24 protein-coding genes and 1 riboswitch are annotated in these 20,655 nt (G+C 69.4%); of the genes, 13 read left to right on the top strand and 11 right to left on the bottom strand.

All coding sequences use genetic code 11. The features are described 5' to 3' along the window. The first annotated feature begins 67 nt into the window (after nt 1-67). A complete protein-coding gene (locus PQI07_RS16635; RefSeq protein WP_274927017.1) occupies nt 68-835 on the top strand; it encodes an alpha/beta hydrolase in 768 nt (255 codons plus the stop codon). Nucleotides 836-856: 21 nt separating this feature from the next. Here the strand turns inward: PQI07_RS16635 and PQI07_RS16630 are convergent, their stop codons facing one another. Both PQI07_RS16630 and PQI07_RS16625 read right to left on the bottom strand, forming a co-directional pair. Continuing rightward, entirely contained in the window at nt 857-1,141 is a 285-nt protein-coding gene (locus PQI07_RS16630; protein WP_043354930.1) for a BQ00720 family protein, read from the bottom strand. Nucleotides 1,142-1,239: 98 nt separating this feature from the next. Continuing rightward, entirely contained in the window at nt 1,240-1,668 is a 429-nt protein-coding gene (locus PQI07_RS16625) for an Hsp20 family protein (RefSeq protein ID WP_012320108.1), read from the bottom strand. A gap of 407 nt (nt 1,669-2,075) precedes the next feature. Here PQI07_RS16625 and PQI07_RS16620 point away from each other — a divergent pair, with 407 nt between their 5' ends. The 7 genes from PQI07_RS16620 to PQI07_RS16590 all read left to right on the top strand — a co-directional run bounded on the left by PQI07_RS16620 (nt 2,076) and on the right by PQI07_RS16590 (nt 6,368). After that, nucleotides 2,076-2,567 carry a hypothetical protein gene (locus PQI07_RS16620; RefSeq protein WP_170861845.1) on the top strand — a complete coding sequence of 164 codons (492 nt, stop codon included), beginning with the start codon at nt 2,076-2,078 and terminating at the stop codon, nt 2,565-2,567. A 73-nt stretch (nt 2,568-2,640) separates the two neighbouring features. Continuing rightward, nucleotides 2,641-3,114, top strand: a complete 474-nt coding sequence (locus PQI07_RS16615; protein WP_274927737.1) for a Tat pathway signal protein — start codon at nt 2,641-2,643, stop codon at nt 3,112-3,114. Nucleotides 3,115-3,246: 132 nt separating this feature from the next. Continuing rightward, nucleotides 3,247-3,936, top strand: a complete 690-nt coding sequence (locus PQI07_RS16610) for a MotA/TolQ/ExbB proton channel family protein (protein ID WP_043354911.1) — start codon at nt 3,247-3,249, stop codon at nt 3,934-3,936. Nucleotides 3,937-3,989: 53 nt separating this feature from the next. Next, nucleotides 3,990-4,472 (top strand): ExbD/TolR family protein, encoded by a 483-nt coding sequence (locus PQI07_RS16605; RefSeq protein ID WP_043354910.1) that lies wholly within the window; start codon nt 3,990-3,992, stop codon nt 4,470-4,472. Between the two features lie 4 nt (nt 4,473-4,476). Continuing rightward, entirely contained in the window at nt 4,477-5,472 is a 996-nt protein-coding gene (locus PQI07_RS16600) for an energy transducer TonB family protein (RefSeq protein ID WP_043354908.1), read from the top strand. A 299-nt stretch (nt 5,473-5,771) separates the two neighbouring features. Next, a complete protein-coding gene (locus PQI07_RS16595) occupies nt 5,772-6,101 on the top strand; it encodes a hypothetical protein (protein WP_052083634.1) in 330 nt (109 codons plus the stop codon). A gap of 6 nt (nt 6,102-6,107) precedes the next feature. Beyond that, nucleotides 6,108-6,368 carry a BrnA antitoxin family protein gene (locus PQI07_RS16590; RefSeq protein ID WP_043378655.1) on the top strand — a complete coding sequence of 87 codons (261 nt, stop codon included), beginning with the start codon at nt 6,108-6,110 and terminating at the stop codon, nt 6,366-6,368. A 31-nt stretch (nt 6,369-6,399) separates the two neighbouring features. On the opposite strand, the gene PQI07_RS16585 is transcribed toward PQI07_RS16590, so the two are convergent. The 3 genes from PQI07_RS16585 to PQI07_RS16575 are packed head-to-tail and all read right to left on the bottom strand — an operon-like array spanning nt 6,400 to nt 8,179. Next, nucleotides 6,400-6,906 (bottom strand): YaiI/YqxD family protein, encoded by a 507-nt coding sequence (locus PQI07_RS16585; protein ID WP_043354907.1) that lies wholly within the window; start codon nt 6,904-6,906, stop codon nt 6,400-6,402. Continuing rightward, entirely contained in the window at nt 6,903-7,106 is a 204-nt protein-coding gene (locus tag PQI07_RS16580) for a hypothetical protein (protein WP_043378658.1), read from the bottom strand. The genes PQI07_RS16585 and PQI07_RS16580 overlap by 4 nt, the downstream gene beginning before the upstream one ends. Then, complete coding sequence (locus PQI07_RS16575; protein WP_043378663.1) at nt 7,106-8,179, bottom strand: adenylate/guanylate cyclase domain-containing protein; 1,074 nt, start codon at nt 8,177-8,179, stop codon at nt 7,106-7,108. Before PQI07_RS16575 ends, PQI07_RS16580 begins: the two co-directional genes overlap by 1 nt. 281 nt (nt 8,180-8,460) lie before the next feature. On the opposite strand from PQI07_RS16575, the gene PQI07_RS16570 reads away from it, so the two are divergent. Further along, entirely contained in the window at nt 8,461-9,300 is an 840-nt protein-coding gene (locus PQI07_RS16570) for an aldo/keto reductase (RefSeq protein ID WP_274927016.1), read from the top strand. Nucleotides 9,301-9,313: 13 nt separating this feature from the next. Here the strand turns inward: PQI07_RS16570 and PQI07_RS16565 are convergent, their stop codons facing one another. The 3 genes from PQI07_RS16565 to PQI07_RS16555 form a co-directional block, all read right to left on the bottom strand. After that, the gene (locus PQI07_RS16565; RefSeq protein ID WP_274927015.1) at nt 9,314-10,864 is read right to left on the bottom strand and encodes a sensor domain-containing diguanylate cyclase; all 1,551 of its coding nucleotides are present in this window, start codon (nt 10,862-10,864) and stop codon (nt 9,314-9,316) included. Between the two features lie 252 nt (nt 10,865-11,116). Continuing rightward, on the bottom strand, nt 11,117-13,309 hold the full coding sequence (locus PQI07_RS16560) for a transglycosylase domain-containing protein (protein ID WP_043352424.1): 2,193 nt from the start codon (nt 13,307-13,309) through the stop codon (nt 11,117-11,119). Between the two features lie 140 nt (nt 13,310-13,449). Beyond that, complete coding sequence (locus PQI07_RS16555) at nt 13,450-13,833, bottom strand: hypothetical protein (protein ID WP_043378674.1); 384 nt, start codon at nt 13,831-13,833, stop codon at nt 13,450-13,452. Nucleotides 13,834-14,017: 184 nt separating this feature from the next. Here PQI07_RS16555 and PQI07_RS16550 point away from each other — a divergent pair, with 184 nt between their 5' ends. Together PQI07_RS16550 and PQI07_RS16545 are read left to right on the top strand one after the other, a co-directional pair. Further along, nucleotides 14,018-14,482, top strand: a complete 465-nt coding sequence (locus PQI07_RS16550; protein ID WP_274927014.1) for a hypothetical protein — start codon at nt 14,018-14,020, stop codon at nt 14,480-14,482. Between the two features lie 115 nt (nt 14,483-14,597). Next, nucleotides 14,598-14,843 carry a hypothetical protein gene (locus PQI07_RS16545; protein ID WP_043352457.1) on the top strand — a complete coding sequence of 82 codons (246 nt, stop codon included), beginning with the start codon at nt 14,598-14,600 and terminating at the stop codon, nt 14,841-14,843. Nucleotides 14,844-14,854: 11 nt separating this feature from the next. Here PQI07_RS16545 and PQI07_RS16540 read toward each other — a convergent pair whose 3' ends face one another. From PQI07_RS16540 to PQI07_RS16530, 3 genes are all read right to left on the bottom strand, one after another. After that, nucleotides 14,855-15,925, bottom strand: coding sequence for an acyltransferase family protein (locus PQI07_RS16540; protein WP_274927013.1), 1,071 nt, complete (start codon nt 15,923-15,925; stop codon nt 14,855-14,857). Between the two features lie 113 nt (nt 15,926-16,038). Beyond that, nucleotides 16,039-16,407, bottom strand: a complete 369-nt coding sequence (locus PQI07_RS16535; protein ID WP_274927012.1) for an HNH endonuclease family protein — start codon at nt 16,405-16,407, stop codon at nt 16,039-16,041. 13 nt (nt 16,408-16,420) lie between these two features. Next, on the bottom strand, nt 16,421-17,251 hold the full coding sequence (locus tag PQI07_RS16530) for an alpha/beta hydrolase (RefSeq protein WP_274927011.1): 831 nt from the start codon (nt 17,249-17,251) through the stop codon (nt 16,421-16,423). Between the two features lie 119 nt (nt 17,252-17,370). Then, nucleotides 17,371-17,476, top strand: a riboswitch (TPP riboswitch). A 71-nt stretch (nt 17,477-17,547) separates the two neighbouring features. Here PQI07_RS16530 and thiC point away from each other — a divergent pair. Continuing rightward, nucleotides 17,548-19,434 (top strand): phosphomethylpyrimidine synthase ThiC, encoded by a 1,887-nt coding sequence (thiC, locus tag PQI07_RS16525; RefSeq protein ID WP_043352437.1) that lies wholly within the window; start codon nt 17,548-17,550, stop codon nt 19,432-19,434. Nucleotides 19,435-20,198: 764 nt separating this feature from the next. After that, nucleotides 20,199-20,537: a FlaG family protein gene (locus PQI07_RS16520; protein WP_111473804.1), complete on the top strand. Its 339-nt coding sequence runs from the start codon at nt 20,199-20,201 to the stop codon at nt 20,535-20,537. The last annotated feature ends 118 nt before the right edge of the window (nt 20,538-20,655 follow it).

The raw sequence follows: 20,655 nt of genomic DNA, 5'->3' as shown, positions 1-20,655 counted from the left end.
AGAGTTGAAGCCGAACCGTTCAGGTCCGGACTTCTTCCACGTCGAGACAGGGATATCGGAGAGAACGATGTCGGATATGGCCCCCGAGTTCCTCACCGTCGGCACGGGCGAGGCCGCCCGGCGCATCGCCGTGCGGGTGCGTCAGGGGGGCGGTCCACCGGTCGTCTGGCTCGGCGGATTCCGCTCCGACATGACGGCCACCAAGGCGACGGCGCTGGATGCCTGGGCCTCGCAGAGAGGCCGCACGCTCATCCGCTTCGATTATGCCGCGCATGGGGCCTCGAGCGGCACCTTCACGGAATGCACGATCTCTTCTTGGCTCGAGGACGCGCAGGCCGTCCTGGCCGCGTACGCCACGGAGGCGCCGATTCTCGTCGGCTCGTCGATGGGGGGATGGATCGCCTGCCTGGCCGCTCGCGACCGGGCGAACGGAGGTCAGGCGACCGCCGGTCTCGTGCTCATCGCCCCGGCCCTGGATTTCACCGAAGAGCTGATCTGGAACCGCCTCGGCGAGGCGGCCCGCGCCATGCTGATCCGGGACGGCATCCTGCGAAGGCCCAGCGACTACGGGTCGGAACCGGACCCGATCACCCTGAACCTCATCGACGACGGGCGGCGCCATTGCATGCTCGGCGACACGGTCGATCCGGCCTGCCCGGTCCACATCCTCCAGGGCATGCGGGACACCGATGTGCCTTACACCCACGCCCTGAAGATCCTCGGCCGGCTGCCGGCCGAGGGCACCGTGCTGACGCTCATCGCCGACGGGGATCACCGCCTGTCGCGGCCGCAGGACATCGCGCGCCTGGTCGCCGCAGTGGACGAGATCGCCTGACCGGTTCCTCGGCCGGAGCGGTCAGTGAAGGCTGACCGGCTGCAGGTCCTGCGCGACCGCATTCGCCAGGACGACGTCCCGCGAATCGGCGAGCATGATCGGAGCGCCACTCGCCGAGAGGAGGGCAAACAGATCGAGGCCGGGCAGCAGCTCGGGCGCCTGTGGGAAGAAACGGCGGACCTCGTCGGACCGGATGGGCCGGACATAGGCGATGTGACCCTCGCCCAAGGCCGCGAGATCGGCGGGCGCGAAATCGGCCGGGTCGAGATCGGCCGGGGTCAACGGAGACGGGTTCAGATTGGTCATCAAAGCCCTCCTGGGGTGGCAGAGCGTCCGCCGCCGATCCTGAAGGCTTCGGCGGCTCCCCACTGATGTGGGGATCCGCGCCGTCCAATCAATCGGTCTCAGCCGCGGGCGCCGATATCGATCTTGCGCACGATGCGGTCCGGTTCCGGACGGACCAGATCGATCGACAGCAGGCCGTTGGCGAGGTCAGCCCCGAGGACCTCCATGCCGTCGGCGAGGAGGAAGGCCCGCTGGAACTGGCGCGCCGCAATGCCGCGGTGAAGAAAGTGCCTCTCGCGCTCGTCGACCTGGCGACCGCGCACGACGAGCTGGCTCTCCTCCAGCATGACGTCCAACTGGTCGCGGGTGAAGCCGGCGACCGCCAGCGTGATGCGCAGGCGCTCGGGCTCGCTCTCGGTGCGGGGCAGCCGCTCGATGTTGTAGGGTGGATAGCCGTCATTGGCGGCCTTTGAGACCCGGTCGAGAGCCTGTTCGATCTCGTCGAAGCCGAGCAGGAACGGGTGCCCGAAGGGCGAGGATCGGGTCATCGCGGCCATCATCCAGAAAGCGAGGCCTCCGACCCCGGGATCCGCCGCAATCCCGGGATGCCTGAGCACCTCGTCGACAGGGAGCCCACCGAGGTAGCGCTCCGCCGGACGAGACGTCGCCGGCAACAACGAGATATGGCCAAGGCCGTCCGGGCCATCAAGGGAGGCCGCGGGTTTCGTCCGGACAGCGTGGTCCGATCCAATCCAGGATAATTAGGCAAAAATTACCGGGATGCATAGGCAAAGACGTGAACGGCCACGCTTTCCTCTAACAGTTTGGAACTGCTCTGATTTTCTCGCTGGGCCTTGATCCGGGCGGCCGGCCTGGATACTGCCGCGAAAGAAGATGATCCGACCATGACGGTCGGTCTATGCAAGTTGTCCTGCGACGCGAGGCACCGCAGTCCATGAGCGCGCCCCTGACCCGGACTGATCATGCGGCGATGCGGCGCGTCGCCGATATCTGCGGCGATGAGGCTGATATCCTGGCCCTGTCGGTGGCCCGTTTCGTGGCCGCCGGCTACATGACCAGCGACGTCGCCTGCTGGAACGCGGCCTTCGACGGCGCCGAGCAGCTGCTCGGGCCGACCGAAGGCTGCCGCTTCGTCGCCTGTGTGGTCGCGATCATCCGGGCGCTGCGGGCGGAGCGCGACGGCGACTGGTCGTTCATGCCGGCGAGTTGCTGCCGCGTGACCGGTCACGAATGCGCCTTGGTGACGCTGATCAACCGCGGGCGTCAGCGCCTCTGGACGGACTTGGAGGCAGCCGCCGCCGAGATTACCGGACGGGAGGCGGCGCCCCGCCTCGTGGCGGCGGTCCGCGCGGCCGTCGGGCCGCTGGATGCGGCGGCCCAACGCCTCGCCCCGGCCTCCTGCCCCGCCGGCGCGGTGCTTCACTGATCCGGCCCCAACCCGCCCGGCCGGCGCGGCGCGAAACGCCGGCCGGCAGACACTTGAAAAGGACTTGGTCACGGTGATTGCCCTGCGCGCCCCCCTGTACCGTCGGCGGATCGGGCGTATCGCCCTCGACACGGCGGCCTGCTTCGCGCTCTTGGCGCTCCTCGTTGTATCGGCCCTGGCGCAGGATGCCGCCGAGAAGTCCGCTCCGATCAAGCTGCAGCTCAACAAGGTCGAGACTGCGGGCGAGGCCTGCCGGATCACCATGGTGATCGACAACAAGGGGCCCGGCCTGAAATCCTACAAGGTGGATCTCTTCGCCTTCGACCCGGAGGGCGTCGCGCAAAAGCGTGTCGCGGTGGAACTCGGTTCGCTGCCGCCGAAGAAGACCACCGTCAAGATCTTCGACTTCCCCGGCATCGCCTGCAACAAGGTCGGGCGCGTCCTGTTGAACGACGTTCTGGCCTGCGACGGCGGTGATTCCGCGCGCGAGGCCTGCCTCGAGCGGACCGAGACCGACAGCAAGGCCGGCCTCCCGTTCGACCGCTGATGCGGATGGTTTGACGGTCGATCAGACCAAACCGCCCGGCGGCGAGGGTCGCCGGGCGGCCTGCGGCTTTCGCCGCACCCCGAGATGACGGCGGCGCAAGGCCGCGTGAGACCAAGACGCCAGGAGCCCGTGATGGACCCGACACAAGCGCCGATCGAGGCGGCCCACGACTTCTCCTTCCTCGGTCTGTTCCTGCAGGCCGACCCGATCGTGAAGGGCGTGATGATCTTGCTGGTGATCGCCTCGATCGCCTGCTGGACGGTGGTGTTCGAGAAGATCATCCGGCTGGCCGCCGCCCGGCGTCAGGCCAAGGCCTTCGCCACGCTGGTCCGCTCCGGGGGCAGCCTCGACGGCGAGCATCGCGGCATCGCCGGCCACGTGGTGAAGGCGGCCATCGACGCGTGGCGCGATCAGGATTCCTCCGAGACCCGGGCCGAGCGCCGCGACCGGATCGAGCGGGCTATGAAGGGCGCCCTCACCCTAGAAGTGAAGCGCCTGCGCACCGGCCTGTCGCTGCTGGCGACTTCGGGCTCCACGGCCCCGTTCGTCGGGCTGTTCGGCACCGTCTGGGGCATCATGAACTCGTTCTCGTCCATCGCCCGCAGCCAGGACACGTCGCTGGCCGTGGTGGCCCCGGGCATCGCGGAGGCGCTCTTCGCCACGGCGATCGGTCTCGTCGTCGCGATCCCGGCGGTGATGGCCTACAACAAGCTGTCGAGCGACGTGAGCGGCATCCAGAGCACCTTCTCGTCCTACATTTCGGTTCTGGGCAATCGTCTCGCGCGCGACCGCGCCGGCGCCCATCGGGCGGCTGCCGAATAGAGCCGCCGCGCCCGCCCGCACAGAACCGAACGTAACGGTACCGGAGACGCCCCATGGCGATGGGATCCCTTCGCGCGAACGACGACGACGACCTCGACGACATGCCGATGTCCGACATCAACGTCACGCCGATGGTCGACGTGATGCTCGTGCTTCTGATCATCTTCATGGTCGCCGCACCGCTGATGACCACCGGCGTGCCGGTCCAGCTGCCGAAGACGGCGGCCCCCAAAGTCGCGCAGTCGAAAAAGCCCGCGGAGGTGACGGTCGACAAGGACGGCAACCCGTCCATCGCCAAGGAGGTGTTCACGATGGACAGCATCGTGCCGCGCCTGCGCGAGATGGCGGCTGCCGACAAGGATCAGGTCATCCTCGTGCGCGGCGACCGCGACGTGCCCTACGGCAAGGTGATGGAGGTGATGGGCCTTGTCGGCCAGGCCGGCTTCACCAAGGTGTCGCTGATCGCGCAGTCGCCCGGCGGCGCCGCTCCGGCAGCGGCCGCCGCTCCGGCCGCCTCCGCAGGGACCGCGCGCTGAACCGATGAGCACCTTCACGTCGACGGATCTGCCGGTCGGGGCCGGCGAGCGCCGCCCGTCCGGGCTGGTCGCCGCCTTCCTGGTCGCCCTCGGGCTGCATGCGCTTGCGTTGGCCGCGATGATGTTCCTGCGGCTGGCCCCGCCCGCGCCGCCCGGCGAGCAGCAGATCACCGTCGACCTCGCGCCGCTCATGACGGATGCGACCACCGAAGCTCCGGCGGAGCAGCAGATGAGCCAGGAGGCCCCGCCGGAGACGAAGCCGGTGGACGCGCCGCCCGACGAGGCCGTCCAGCCCCCGCCGCCGACCGAGATGACCGAGGTCAAGCCGGAGGACACCCAGCCGGTCGAAGCGCCGGCGGAGGCGCAGCCCGTCGAGGCGCAGAACCAAGTGATCACCTCCACGTCGGAGGCGGCCGAGCCGCTGGCGGCGCCGCCCACCGAGGTCGCCAAGACCGAGGAACCGCCGAAGCCCACACCGGACCCCGCCAAGCTCAAGGCGGAACGGGAGGCCAAGCTGCGGAAGATCCGCGAGGAGAAGCTCCGCGAGCAGAAGCGCGAAGAGGCGCGTCAGGAGCGCCTGGAGGAGATCCGCGAGGCGAAAGCCAAGGCCGCGCGCGAGGCGAAGGCGCGTGAGGCCAAGGCCCGGGCGGGCGCCGAGCGGAGTTCGGCCTCGGCCTCGCGTCAGAATGCGGTCGGCCGGGCCGCCGCAGGCAACGATCCGAGCGCCATGCGGCAATGGCAGGGCGCGATCAGCGCAGCGATCCACAGCCGGATGAACGTGAACGCGGCCGTCGGAACCGGGGGCGGGACCGCGGTGGTGCGCTTCACCGTGATGCGCTCGGGCCAGGTGACGGGCGCGGGCCTGGCCCGCTCAAGCGGGATCGGCCAGATCGACAGCGCCGCCCTCGCGGCGGTGCGCGGCAGCATGCCGGCGGCGCCGCCCGGTGTCACGCTGTCGAACCTGACGGTCTCCATCCCGCTTCGGTTCGGCGTGCGCTGATCGAACGACGATCGGGGCCGAAATCCTTCGTCAGAACGCGGACCCGGGCCGCATGGACAGGTGGACCCGGACGAAGGGTGTGCGCGGTCAGTCCCGACCGTCGATCCGGATTCGCCATCGGCGTCGCGGGCATGCTAAAGCCTTCGCGAAGCTGCTCTCCTTGCGCGCCTGACGGCGGTGCGGGAGGGCGAATGATCCGGCCTTGCCCTCCGCCCGTCGAACAGGCCGGACCCGCTCAGACACCGTCTCGCGCAGGATGCGTCGGGTCGGATCCGTCGAGCCGGGGTGAAAGGGACAGGATGAGCGACGAGACTGAGTTTGACCTCGACGAGGTGAATGCCGTCCGCGACGCGGAAGCGGAAGCGAAGACGCGTGCCGAGAATCGCGCTGAGCGTGCGGAACGTGCGGAGCGCATGGCGCGCGAAGGCGCCCAGGCCATGGCGGAGCATCACGCGGCCATCAAGGCTGTGGATGAGCGGACGCTTCGGCTGCGCTCGCTGCGCCTCGCCAAGGAGGCCGCAGACGCGCAGGCCAAGGCGGCCGAGAAGGAAGCCAAGGCGGCCGCCAAAGGCTCCGCGAAGAAGGCCGTGAAGAAGGCGGCACCGAAGAAGACGACCGCGAAGGATTAGGGGTCGATGGCCGAGGACCGCAACCGCCGCCGCTTCACCGATCCGCGCGCGACCGCCGAGGCGGCTTTCCGGGCCGCCACGACCCCGAAGCCGGCTGCCCCGCCGCCGCAACCGGCCGCACGGCCGACGACGATCCCCGGTTCGCGGGAGGTGGTGAGCTTGCGTCTCGACAGCGCCGTGCTCGCGCATTTCCAGAAGGACGGGCCGGGCTGGCAGGACCGCATCAACGAGGCGCTCAGAAGCCTCGTACCGGCGGACGACGCCTGAATCGTCCATTTGATCGGAGGGCGGCCGGGTCTCAGCCCGGCTTCGGCCGGTCACGCAGGATCCGGTTCACCGCCCGGTCAAGGGCGGACAGAAAGGCCGATCGGTCTGCGCGCGAGAACGGCTTCGGCCCGCCCGTGATGGTTCCGGCTTCGCGCAACGATTGCATCAGGTCGCGTGTGGCGAGCGCGAGGCCGATCCCGGACTCGCTGAACGGCTTACCGGTGAAGGCCAGAACCGTGGCGCCTGCTTTCACGCAGCGCGCAGCCAGCGGAACGTCGGCGGTGAGCACGATGCTCCCGGGCCCCGCCCGCGCGGCGATCCAGTCATCGGCGGCGTCGAGTTCCGAACCGACCACCACGCGCTCGATCCAGGGCTCGCGCGGGAGATTCAGCACGCTGTTGGCGACGACGTGGACGGTGAGGCCGTAGCGTGCGGCCACCCGGTAGGTCTCGTCCTTCACCGGGCATGCATCGGCGTCGAGATAGATCGCCGGGCCGGTCGGGGTGGCACGCGTCGGGTCGCTCGTGGCAGCGCTCATGACCGGGGCACGACCTTCGAGATGAAGCCCGCCAAAATCAGAAGCACACCCAGGCCGAACTGCCAGCGCTCGATATCGCCGCCCACCGACAGCACGATGGCGCGGCCGAAGACCACGACCCCGATCAGCGGCAGGCCAAAACGGAGCGCCATCTTGACGGCGATCAGGGTGTTGGCGCGGGCGGCGCTGACACGGGCCATCAGCGGGCGACCGCAGCGCGGCGCGGCGCCAGATCCGCCACGGCGGCACTCTCGGCAGGACCACGCTCCAGCGTCGCCACGGACAACGGCGCGCCGCGGCCGCGGAGGGCATGGGCGCCGAGAGAGCGCGCCCGGACGCCGGCTGGCAGGCGCGGAAGACGGCCGAGGAGATCCTGCGAGATCAGGATGCCGACCCCGAGCGGGCGGCACAAGGCCTCGATCCGCGACGTCACGTTCACGGCGTCGCCGAAATACGCGATCTTGTGGCGGTCGACTCCGACTTCGGCCGTGACCACCGAGCCGCCATGTAGCGCCGCCCGCAGCCGCGGCACCGTCCCGAATCGGGTGGTCCAGGCCGCGGCATCCGCCTCGATCCGGTCGAGCACGTCGAACAGGCAGGTGATGCAGCGCGCGTCCTTGAGGCCGCGGGCCATCGGCCAGGTCACCATGGCGAGATCGCCGACATAGTCGTCCACGGAGCCGCCGTTGCGCCGCACCGGCTCGGCCAGCGTCGCGAACACGGCCCCGAGATACTCCTGGGCGCGCAGGTCCCCGTGCGCCTCCGCGAAGGCGGTGGAGCCGACGACGTCGAGGAACAGGAAGATCCGCTCCTCCGCCACCGGCTTGTGGTAGCGGCCGATCATGAAGTTCACGAACACCTCGCCGCCGATCAGATCGCGCATCCGGATCACGAAGACGAGGAGGCCGGACACGGCCAAGGCGTAGGCGAGGACCCGCGCGGTCATCCGGGTCGCGGTCGTCAGATCGTCCGGTGTCAGGGCGAAGGCCCAGACGACCAAGCCGCCGAGGGCGTTGCCCGCCATGATCATCAGGACGTAGGCGAGTTCCGCGGCCAGCACGTAGAGCCACGCCGGCAGGCGGCGGATCCGCGTCTGCAGGCCGGCCAGAATCAGCCCGCGGTCGAAAGCCAGCACCGTGGCACCCATGCAGAGGCCGTAGGTGAATCCGGCGAGGGGAGAGGCGCCAGCCGCGAAGATGATGTTGTAGAGCAGCCCCGCGCCGGCAGCCGCCAGCAGGATCAGACCCCAGAATATCCGATGGGCCGGCAGCATCGACACATCTCCAGCATGGCCACTGACGGACCGGGTGTCGTGTGGCCGGGCGCGGCGGCGCCCTGCGGGAGGCGCAGGCTCGGCATACCCGCGCCGCCTGACCTCGAGCCTGGGCCTAAAGTTTAGCGTCGCGGAAGGCCGCCAGCCATTGCTCAACGCCCCAAGATGGCGCGAGTAAGGCGTGCCGGGGAGTTGAACGGCGGACCCATGACACGTCGGCGGCCCGATCCCGACCGGATCGCCGTCAGCAACCCCTGTGACAGCGAAAAGGGAGCGCTGCCATGTATGCCAGGAGCTTCGGCGCGATGCGCGTCTCGGTCCCGGTCATCGGCCAGGGCACGTGGCACATCGACAGTTCGGACCGGACGGATGCGATCCGCGCGTTGCGGGCCGGAATCGACGCCGGCATGACCCATATCGACACTGCGGAGATGTACGGCGACGCCGAGGCGATCGTCGCCGCCGCCATCGCGGATTGCCGCGAGGAGGTCTTCCTCGTTTCGAAGGTGGTCCCTGGCAATGCGACGCGCCGCGGCGTGGCGCGGGCCTGCGAGGCTTCGCTCCGACGCCTGCGGACGGATCGGCTGGACAGCTATCTGCTGCACTGGCCGGGCCAGCACCCGCTCGAGGAGACGATCGCGGGCTTCGAGGATCTGCGCCGGGCGGGCAAGATCCTGTCCTGGGGTGTCAGCAATTTCGACGTCGAGGATCTCGACCGCGCCCTCGCCATCGCGGGGCCGGACCGGATCGCCTGCAATCAGGTCCTCTACCATCTGAACGAGCGGGCCATCGAGCATGCTGTGCTGCCCTGGTGCGAGAAGCACGGCGTCGCGATGGTCGGCTACTCGCCCTTCGGCAGCGGCGACTTTCCCGATCCGGCCAGTGCTGGCGGCCGCGTCCTGGCGGGCATCGCGCGGAACCATGGGACGACGCCCTACGCCGTGGCCCTCGCCTTCCTGACCCGGCTGCCCGGCACCTTCACGATTCCGAAGACCGGTCGCCCGGACCGGGCCATCGAGAATGCCGGCGCGGCGGACCTGCATCTCGGTGCGGCCGAGATCGCCCTGATCGACGCGCATTTCCCTCGGGGCCCACGCCCCCGGATCCTGCCCATGCTCTGAGCCGCGGGCCGGCTCAGGCCCGCATCGCGAGGGTCGGGGGGGCAGGCGCCGGTGCGGCCCGCACCCGATTGCGGCCGGCCTTCTTGGCGGCATAGAGGGCCGCGTCCGCCGCCGTGAAAAGGTCATCGGGCGGATCCCCGCTGGCCGGATCGGCGGAGGCCACGCCGATGCTGACCGTGGCGCTGCCGCCGACGTCCGGAGCATGGGGGATCCCGAGGCTCACCACCGCGCGCCGGATGCGCTCCGCCGCCGCCCCCGCCGCCGTCGCATCGAGTCCCGGCAGCAGCGCGACGAATTCCTCGCCGCCGATCCGGAAGCTCAGCCCGCCGGTATCGAGCGTCTGCTGCAGACACAGCGCCACCGCCTTGAGCACCTCGTCGCCGCGCTGGTGGCCGAAGCGGTCGTTGAACTGCTTGAAGTGGTCGGCATCGACGATCATCAGGGCCAACGGAGTCCGCAGTCGCGCGGCACGGGTCCACTCCACGGCGAAGTGTTCGTCGTAGCTGCGCCGGTTCGGCAGCCCGGTTAAGCCGTCGGTCCGGGCGAGCACCGCGAGTGCAGCATTCGCTTCGCGCGTGGAGGCCTCCGCGGCCGCCCGGCGACCCACCTCCCGGTGAAGCAGAATCGTCAGCCCGAAGGTGAGGACGCAGAGACTGAGGATCAGGATACCGACGATCGCCGCCTTATAGATCCAGACCTCGCGGATGCTGTCGACATCCGTAGCCACCGTCACGATCAGCGGCAGGTCGTCGAGATTCGCGAAGCTGTAGACCCGGTCTACGCCGTCCAAGGCCGACCGTCCCTGAAACTCGCCGCGGGCATGCGCCTGATAGAACGCATGGGCCGGACTTGCACGGATGCTCTGCCCGAGCAATTGCGGCCGGGCCGGCGCGCGGATCAGGAGCGTCCCGTCCCGATGGAACACGTTCAGGGCGATACCGTCATCGAAGCGCAGCCGGTCGAAGAGCGCCCGGAAATGCGCGAGTCTGATCGATCCGTACACGATCCCCGCGAAGGAGCCGTCTGCCGTCTGGATCCGCCGGGTCATGCGGATAATGGGCTCCCCGGTCAGACGGGACTGAGTCGGTCCAGTGAGGATCAGACCCGCATCGGGATTGGACTTGTGGATCTGGAATTCCGGCAGCGTGCTCAGGTTGGGCCGGTTCTGCAGGTTGGGATCGCTCGTCAGTTGGACATCACCCGCCGCATCCGTGACGGTGATCGGGCCGAGACCGGAGCCCGCGACGGCGGTGTCGAACACGGCCAAGCGTCTGAGTTCCGGGTCCAGAATTATGATATCCGCGCGGTGCGCCAAGCGTGCGGAACTCTGCAGGGAGAGATCGTAGACCCGCAGGCTGTGGCCGACCCCCTCCTCGATCACGGCCAGAAGGTTCGCGGCGTTGCGGCGGGCATTGTGCCAAGCGACATCGCGCAGATCGAGGCAGAGATAGACCCCGAGCAGCGTCAGGCAGAGCAGCAGGCACGTGCCCCCCAGCGCGATCAGACGCGAGGCGCGATCGGCGAGGTGGACTCGGATCGCTGTGGCAGTCGCGCGCGGGACCATGGGCTCGATCGGGTTGCCGCCGGCCCCGGCAACCGGAGAGCGGACTTGCTATCGACCCGAACTCTGAGTCCCGAATATTGAAAAAGGAGTTATTTTAGGAATTAAGAAGCGTCCGATTTGCGCCAATATAGATCAATCGGTACCAGGTCTGTAAGTGCTGCCGCTTCAAGTCAGCGGTCAGCCGGATTTTGAGCACCGTCGATCAGGCCCGCGATGGGGTGGCGAGCGCCGGACCGTCACCGATCGGCGGCGTCAGTCGCCGATCCCGAACAGCTTTTCGATGAAGTTGCGGTCATCCTTCTGAGCGCGCCGTGCCGGGGCGGACTGGCGCGGCGCGGGTGCCTCCGGTTCGCCCAGAATCTGCCCGAGGAGCCCGCCCGGTGCAGGCGGCGCGGCACTCGCCACCGAGGCGGTCGTCTCCGGCTGCCTGCGCCAGCGGTTGAGGCCGGGGAGCGGGACCGGGGTCTGCCCCTTCAGCGCCTGGGTCATATACGACTTCCAGATCTCCGCCGGCAGATTGCCGCCGGTGACCTTCTTGGTCAGCTCGCCGTCGTCGTTGCCGAGCCAGACCCCGGTGACGAGGCTGCCCGAGAAGCCGATAAACCAAGCATCGCGGTAGTCCTGCGTGGTGCCGCTCTTGCCCGCCAGGTCCCAGCCCGGGATGTCCGCCTTCTTGCCGGTGCCGCTGACGAAGACCTCGTGCATCATGGCATTCATCATGCCGTCGGCGTTGGCATCGATGACCCGGCCGAGACCGTTGTCGGAGCGCTTGTACAGGACCTTGCCGCCCTGGCTCTTCACGGCGGTCACCACGTAGGGGATCACGCCGGTGCCGCCGTTGGCGAAGGCCCCGTAGGCGCCGACCATCTCCAGCAGCGTCACTTCGGACGTGCCCAGGGCGATGGAGCCGTTGGCCTGGAGCGGCGAGGTGATGCCGAGCCGCTGGGCGGTCTGCACCACGGTCTTCGGGCCGACCTCCTGGCCGAGCCGCACCGCGACGGTATTGAGCGAATGGGCGAGCGCCGTCCGCAGGGTGACAGGCCCCTCGTACCGGTGCGAGTAGTTCTCCGGGGCCCAGTTGCCGATCCGGACCGGCGCGTCCTCGCGGACCGTGTCGGGCGTGGCGCCGTGCTCCACGGCAGCGAGGTACACGAAGGGCTTGAACGAGGAGCCGGGCTGGCGCTTCGCGGTCGTGGCACGGTTGAACTGGCTCTGGGCGTAGTCGCGCCCACCGATCAGCGCCCGGATCGCGCCGTCGGGCCGCATCGAGACCAGCGCGCCCTGGCCGACATTGAAGCGCGCGCCCTTGGCGTTGAGCTCGTCGGTGAGCACCTTCTCGGCGGCGGCCTGGAGGACGGGATCGACGGTCGTCTGGACCGTGATGTCGGTGTCGAACTTGCCGACGTAGTCGTCGAGCACGTCCATCACGAGGTCTGCGACGTAATTGGCCGAACCGCCGCCGCGGGCATTGGTGGGCTTCGCCGGCTGGGCGAGCGCCACCTTCACGTCCTGCGGCGCGGCGAAGCCGAGTTCCTGCATCGCGGCGAGCACCTGGGCGGCGCGGGCCTGGGCGGCCGGAAGGTTGCGGTTCGGAGCGAGCCGCGACGGCGCCTGAACGAGGCCGCCGAGCATCGCGGCCTGCGCAAGGCTCACCTCCTTGGCGGGCTTGCCGAAATAGCGCTGCGCGGCCGCCTCGACGCCGTAGGCGCCGGCGCCGAAATAGACACGGTTCAGGTAGAGCTCGAGGATCTCGTCCTTGGTGTACTTGTGCTCCAGCCAAAGCGCGAGGATCGCCTCCTGGATCTTGCGCGAGGCGGTCCGCTCCTGCGTCAGGAACAGATTCTTGGCGAGCTGCTGCGTCAGGGTCGAGCCGCCCTGTGCGACGCCGCGCCGGGTCAGGTTCTGACCAATGGCGCGCAGGATGCCGACCGGATCCACGCCGAAATGCTGGTAGAAGCGCCGATCCTCGATCGCCACGAAGGCGCGCGGCAGGTAGGGCGGCAGCTCCTTGATCGAGACCACCCGGCCGCCGGTCTCGCCGCGATTGGCGAGCAGCGAGCCGTCGCTCGCCAGGATGGCGATGTTGGGCGGCCGCTTCGGCACCGCGAGCTGGTCGATCGGCGGCAATTGCGACGCGTGGTAGGCGATGAGCCCGGCAAGCCCGATCACCCCCCAGAGACCGAGGACGACGGTGCCGTAGACGATGCGGCCGAGCCAGGACCGCCGGCGTCGGCCGCGACCCGAGGCCTTCGCCCGCCCGGTGGTCCGCGCCGGCGCCTTGTTCGGCTGCCGCGCTCCTCCGCCGCCCGATCGCTTCGCCACGCCGTCTCCTGCCCCCCCGGGACGGTCCTCCCGGGACAGGCGAAGATCGAGTTCGCCGCGATCCCGGACACGCCCCTCGGGCACGTCGAAGTTCGGCTCAATCCTGCCCCGACCCTTGGCCATGCATCCCGTCTACGAATGTTCCGCCGCAGCGCGTCTGTCGGGCGCGCCGCAGGACGGTTTCCGCACGCTAAATGCGGCGGTTTAAGGGGCCGTTATCGAAGCGTTCGGCGCCCGTTCCCCATCCCGGGCGCCGATACGCCCTAGCGTTGGGCAGGGGGCTGGACGACCGGCGCGCCGAGCACCCGTCGGGCCTCCGCGAGCAGCACGGAATGGCGGGCCGATTGCGGACCTGAATCCGGCGTCTCGCGGCCCAGCCGGGCGATGCGCGACCGGAACAGGCGTCGGCGCAGGCCGAACCAGCCGATGCTCATCAGCAGCGCCTGAAGCACGAGACGGACGGCCTCCGTCCGCTCGCGCTCCTCGGCGACCACCGCCGAGAGCGCCGCCTCGCGGCGAAGGGCAGCCTCCAGCTCCTCCCGGACGGCGGCGCGGGCCGCCTCGTCCTTGCGCGCCGCGTCGAGCTGGATCCGGCATTCCTGCAGCGCGCTGAGCAACAGAAGCTCCTGCGCGGACGCATCCCTCATCAAGGCCTCCTGGGGCGCCCTATCCCGTTCGTCCACGGGTGGCTCCGCCCGATCATCGTCATGGCGGTGCCAAAACAGCCCGCACAGATCCGTGCGCGACGCCATAGCGAGCGCGGCCGCTGGCCGGAAGCCGCCGACCGGATTATTCGGCACGCGGACCGCGACGCAATGGGGAATCGGGGACGTGCAGATTCGGATCGCTCTGGCCTTCGGAGCCATCATGCTGGGAGGCGGCACGGTGATGCCCGCGCCGGCCCGGGTCTATCAGCTCGACACGGTGAATCTGGTCGGCTGCGCCCAGGAAGGCGGCGTCTGCCGGATGCCCTACGCGACCAACGTCTATTACGGCGTGCCCGGCCGGACCAACGGTCGGCCGTTTCCTCAGGGCGGCGCCGTGCCCTGCAACAGCCAGACCTTCGGCGATCCCGCACCGGGCCAGGCGAAGAGCTGCTGGTACGCACCGCGCATCACTGCGGGCGGCTCCGGCGGTGGCGGCTTCGGCGGCGGCGGGTACCGGAGCGACGATTACGACGACCGGCGCGACGCCTATCGCTATGGCCGCGACTACGACCGGCCGCGCGCACGCCGCCCGTACGACGACTATGAGCCTGGGTCGCGCCGCTACAGGGGGGATCCGGACGACTATTGATCTCGATCTGAGAGCGCAGGCAAGGGATCGTATTTGCCCTGTTAACCCCCATCCGGCATCGTCCCGGACCGCGGAGATCGTCTCCGCGGACCCGCGGGTGCGGATGGGGGAGTCGATGAGGGAGAATCGCCGCGGCGTCTTCCGGAAGAACGCCTTCACCTTCGGCGCGGTCCTGCTCGACGGCGGCGAAGTCAGTTGCCTGGTCTGGGACGCGACCGAGGTCGGCGCCCAGATCGAGGTCGACGGCGATCATGTGGTGCCGGACCGCTTCCCGCTCCGCGTGAGCGCCGGCGCCGAGCCGCGCGCGGCGGCCGTTGCATGGCGCCGCAGCCGCCGGATCGGCATCGCCTTCGAGGGCTGAAGCCGCCCGTCTCAGGTCGCCTGCAGGACCGGGCGGGTCCGGGACTCCGACCCCACGAGCCGGCACCAGCGCGGCCGCACGAACAGCAGATCGAGCGCCGTGCCGCGAACCAGCCGCTCCAGGACCAGCGGCAGCAGCACCGCCACGGTCATGACGATGAGGCTTGCAAGTCCGATATCGGCGATGGCTCCGGTGCGCACGAGGATCTCCCGGGTCGCCGCCATGGGTAGCGAAAAGGCAAGATAGATCACGATCGAGCGCTGCCCGCAGGTTCGGACCGCCTCGGCGATCGGGCCCCCGACGCGGCCGAGGAGCGACGCCGCCACCACGATCGCGAGCGCACCGGCGGCGCCGAGGGCGAGGCTCACCAGCGGCAGGCTGGCGAGGGTCGGGTGATTCGGAAGGCCCGACGGAGTCAGCGCGAGCCAACCTTCCACGAACGCCCATGCGGCGAGGCCGCACAGGGCGAGCCGGACCCGGTGCCGGGCCGCGTCCGCGAGGGCGAAGATGCGGCCGGCGAACAGATAGCCGGCGACGAAGAAGACATATCGGGCGCAGAACTCCTCGATGAGGGTCGACTCGCTGCGGATGTCGGCAATCTGCAGCACGGCGGCACCGGCGAGCAGCACGGCGTCGGGCACGCGGCGCAGAGCCTTGGTGACGACCGAGAACACCGCGAGCAGATAGATGAACCACAGCGTCGAGTAGGGTTCGATCAGGGCATGGGCGAGATGCGCCGCGAAGGCCGTGGGGCCGTCATCGCCGACGATCTTGCCGTATCTGGCGGCCGACTGGATCACGAGCCAGAGCAGGTAGAAATAGGCGAAATGGACCACCCGGCGGTCGGAGAACAGGCGCCAGTCGCGGTCGATCACCCGCCCCATGAACAGGCCGGACAGAAGGAAGAAGTCCGGAATCCGGAACGGCTTCGCGAAGGCCACGACCGGATGGAGGAAACCTTCCCCGCCCATGGCGTCGCCGGTGCCCGTGACGGAATGCATCATGACCACCAGGAGGATGCAGATCCCCTTGGCGATATCGACCCAGGCGAGCCGATCACCCGTATCCCCGACCCCGGCCATCGTCCCACCCTCGCGATCGGAGGGATCCTGGACCGGTTTGGGTTGACGGCGATGAACGCGATCGCCGCAACCTGCGGATGTGACGAACGGTCGGTAAACGCCGGCGGTCAGACCTAGCGCCGCGCCGACCGCCGCGCGCGGGTCATACGCGTCGCGGCGTGAAAATCGTCCGGCCGGCCGCGCACCCAGGCGAGGAAGCGGGCTATCTCCGGATCGGTCCGCAGGGCTTCGAGATCGGCCAGGCGCTTGGCGATCTCGGCCTCACTGTAGCGTGCATGGATCGCCGAGTGGCAGATCTGGTGCAGGCGGACGGTACCGCGATGGGTTCCGCCCTTGAGCTTCGGGGTGAGGTGATGGAGGCTGGAGCGAGCGCGATGCGGAATCGGGCGCTCACAGAGCGGGCAGACCGGCTCGGGCCGGCCCTGCGCACCCGGTGCGTCCGGATCCTCGGCGCTCCAGCGCTGCGAGCGCCGTCCGACCACGCGCCCCCCGCTCCTATCCTTGCTGATCGGCCGGCTGCGGGCAGGTCGGACCGACACGCTCTCTGAACATCGCCTCGGCCTCTCGGTCCCGCCCCCCCAGGATGGACGTGTGGTCGCCCGGGATCACGGCGATCCGCGCCCGCGGGCCGGCTGCTGCGGCGAGGCCTTGCGCCAACTTGAGCGGCACCACCGTGTCGTCACGTCCCTGCACGATCAGAACCGGCGCAGTTCCGCCACGGATGCGCGTGTCCGAGCGGTATGTGTCGCGCAGGAGCCAGATGGGGACTAGCGGGACATGCAGCCGCACGGTGTGGATCATCGAGTCGAACGGGGCCTCCAGGTAAAGCCCGATCGTCGGCACCCGTTCGGCGACTGCGACCGCGACGGCCGCCCCCAGCGAATGGCCGTGCAGCAGGATCGGCGCATCGGGCGCCTGTGCCCGCGCGGCGTTCACGGCCGCCAGGCCGTCGCGGATCAGGCCGTCTTCGCTGGGGCTGCCGGTCGAGCCGGGATAGCCGCGATAGGCCACGGTCAGCAGACCCCAGCCGCGCGCCCGCCACGGCTCCGCGGCGAAGCGCTCCGCGTGCGGTTCCGGGCGGGATCCATTGCCGTGGAAACTGACGATGACGCCGCAGCCCGGCCGCGGCGGCCGCCACAGTCCGTGCAGGGTCTCGCCATCCGAGGTCGCGACCGTGATCGTCGCGACCCCGGGCGGCACCGGCCAGGGTGTCGGCGCGCTGAAGGCGCCCGGATAGAGGAAGCGGCGCTGTCCGAGGGCGAGCGCGGCGCAGGCCAACCCGCAGAGCAGGAGCACGGCGAGCAGGAGGCCGGCGAGGAGACGCATGCGATGCGGGGGAGGCCGTGGGGTTGAGAAGCGGATGCGTTCGATCGAACGGTTTTCGGGATGTGTTTTCTAGGGCGCCCGGTCAGCATTGACAAAGCCGTCCGCGCGCCTGAGTCTGGAACCGTTCCGAGGGGAGCCCCGCAGGGGGCTGAGATTGGGCACGCTGCCCTGACCCTTGAACCTGATCCGGCTCATACCGGCGGAGGGACGGGAACCTGCGGTCGCATGTCGCGCGGCCCCATCTCATCTCGGCCATCGCGTGGACCGGACTGCTCCAGCACGAGGAGAGGCCCACGATGAACGCACCCGTTCTCCCCAAGGATGTGAAAGGCAGCCCGGAGACCGTGACCACGGGTCCGGTGACCGGATCGCGCAAGGCCTATGCGAGCCCGGCCGGACGGCCGGACATCCGCGTCCCCTACCGCGAGATCGTCCTCTCCGATCCGAAGGAGGAACCGGTGCGGGTCTACGACCCGTCGGGCCCCTACACCGAGACCGACGCGCGGATCGACCTCAATGCCGGCCTCCCCGGCGTGCGCGAGCCCTGGATCGCGGCTCGCGGCTACGCGGCCGTCGCCCCGCGGGCGGTGAAGCCCGAGGATAACGGCTTCGCGGGCGACAAGCTCGTGGCCCCCTGCCCCGCCGAGCGGACCATCCGCAAGGCGGCCCCGGGCCAGAGGGTGACCCAGTACGAGTTCGCCCGCGCGGGGATCATCACCGAGGAGATGATCTACGTCGCCCATCGCGAGAACGTCTGCCGCGAGAAGATGCTCGCGGGCGCCGAGGCCGCACTCGCCGACGGCCAGAGCTTCGGGGCCTCGGTCCCGCCCTTCATCACCCCCGAATTCGTGCGCGACGAGATCGCCCGCGGCCGGGCGATCATCCCGGCCAACATCAACCACACCGAGCTGGAGCCGATGGCGATCGGCCGGAACTTCTTGGTCAAGATCAACGCCAATATCGGCAACTCGGCCGTGACCTCCTCGGCCGCCGACGAGGTCGAGAAGCTCGTCTGGTCGATCCGCTGGGGCGCCGACACGGTCATGGACCTGTCCACCGGCCGCAACATCCACAACATCCGCTCGTGGATCATCCGGAATAGCCCGGTCCCGATCGGCACGGTGCCGATCTATCAGGCGCTGGAGAAGGTCGGCGGCGACCCGCTCAAGCTCGACTGGGAGGTCTTCAAGGACACGCTGATCGAGCAGGCCGAGCAGGGCATCGACTACTTCACCATCCATGCGGGCGTGCGTCTCGCCCACGTGCCGCTGACCGCCCGGCGCGTCACCGGCATCGTCTCGCGCGGCGGCTCGATCATGGCGCGCTGGTGCCTGGCCGGGCACCGGGAATCGTTCCTCTACGAGCGGTTCGACGAGATCTGCGACATCATGCGGGCCTACGACGTGTCGTTCTCGCTGGGCGACGGCCTGCGCCCGGGCTCGATCGCCGACGCCAACGACGCCGCCCAGTTCGGCGAGCTGGAGACGCTGGGCGAGCTGACCAAGGTCGCCTGGGACAAGGGCTGCCAGGTGATGATCGAGGGCCCCGGCCACGTGCCGATGCACAAGATCAAGGTCAACATGGAGAAGCAGCTGAAGGAGTGCGGCGAGGCGCCGTTCTACACCCTCGGCCCGCTGACCACCGACATCGCCCCCGGCTACGACCATATCACCTCGGGCATCGGCGCCGCGATGATCGGCTGGTTCGGCACCGCGATGCTCTGCTACGTCACCCCGAAGGAGCATCTCGGCCTGCCCGACCGGGACGACGTGAAGACCGGCGTTATCACCTACAAGATCGCCGCCCACGCCGCCGACCTCGCCAAGGGCCACCCGGCCGCGCAGCTGCGCGACGACGCGCTCAGCCGCGCCCGGTTCGACTTCCGCTGGGAGGACCAGTTCAACCTGGGCCTCGATCCGGATACGGCCCGCCGCTACCACGACGAGACCCTGCCGAAAGACGCCCACAAGGTCGCGCATTTCTGCTCGATGTGCGGGCCGAAATTCTGCTCGATGAAGATCACCCAGGATCTGCGCGCCGAGGTGCTGGCGATGGAGGAAGCCGGCGAAGTCGTGGGCGCGTCGCCCGCGATGTCCAAGGCCGAGGCCGAAGCCGGCATGCGGGCCAAGTCGGAGGAGTTCCTGGCCGAGGGCGGCAAGCTCTACGTCGACGCCGCCGAGTGAGGCCAAGGCACGCCCGGTCCGATCCGGATGCGGGCGTGCCGCCGTTCCGCCCCGGCGTTCCACCGCACGGGGCCTCGATGTCGAGGACCGCTCCGGGTCGGGCGCCCTTGGTACCGCGCATCGCCGCACGCATCTGATCCGCGGCGATGCCGACGGCGCGCGGGGTGCCCAGTTCGATGATCGGGGCGCAAATCTTTCTCTGATCCGCCTGGACAGAGCGGAGCGCTTCCAGTCGCAGGCGCTTCCTGTCAGATGCCCCGTAGGCGCCCGACGCGGCCTTGCTGAGCAAGCGGGTATCCCGATCCTGAAAATGGGCACCGGAGGCAGCACTGCGGCTGTGCATGCGATCAGGATGATGCGGGCGCGTCCGACGTCGACCGGTCCGCGCCCGAGGATGGCATTGAGCCGCGCAACGATCTTGTAGCGAGGCCTGCGGACAAACGGGTCACGCTTCCCCGATCGTCTCCGGTCGCCTGCACGGCGAGCACCCGCCTCGCGATGGCGAGCATCGGAAGATACCTGCCTGAACCGCACTCCGGACGACACGGGGTGGCCCGCGGTACCGTGGCGACTGAATGGATCAGATGCCCGACGAGCCGCCTCTCGGGGAGAAAGCCGCACGGATTTGTGTCGCAACGCTAACGGGATGTTCATCGCATCTCGGACCGCGAGCCACCATCCGGTGGATCGCCTGCTGCTGTTAACCGCTGGTTAGGCAGCCGCCCGTCTCAATCCTTCGATCACAGGATCGCAGGAGACCGGCCATGGAGATCCGTCCGCTGACACCCCCGACGCCGGGGCCGCAGGGCCTCGACGCCCTCGGCGCGACGGCCGCCGCCGCCGTGACGCAGGAGGCCCCCGTGCCCCAGAGCACATCCGCGCCCCTCGAACCCGCGGTGAAGCTCGACATCGGCGCAAACGGCGGTAAGGCGCGCTACATTCAGGACCCGGACACGAGCACGATCGTCTTCCAGGTGGTTGATCCCGCGTCCGGCAACGTGATCGATCAACTCCCCAGCGAAACCGCTCTGCGCAATCGCGCCTACGATTCCGCACGCGGCACGCAGGGGGCACAGACCGGCAGCCTCTCCCGCGTCGCCTGAATACCGTCGGTCAGACGCGCAGCCAGCGGCCCGACGCAGCGGGCGGGGCCCGGGCTGAACCGCGAAGGGGCCAGGAGAGCCACCAGAGCAAGCCGCCACGCGACGAGGAGGCTGTTCT

The sequence above is a fragment of the Methylobacterium sp. 092160098-2 genome, from assembly GCF_028920805.1.
GTDB lineage: Bacteria > Pseudomonadota > Alphaproteobacteria > Rhizobiales > Beijerinckiaceae > Methylobacterium > Methylobacterium fujisawaense.
The sequence above is the reverse complement of the archived record's forward strand: the minus strand, read 5'-3'. Positions and strand labels throughout refer to the sequence as shown.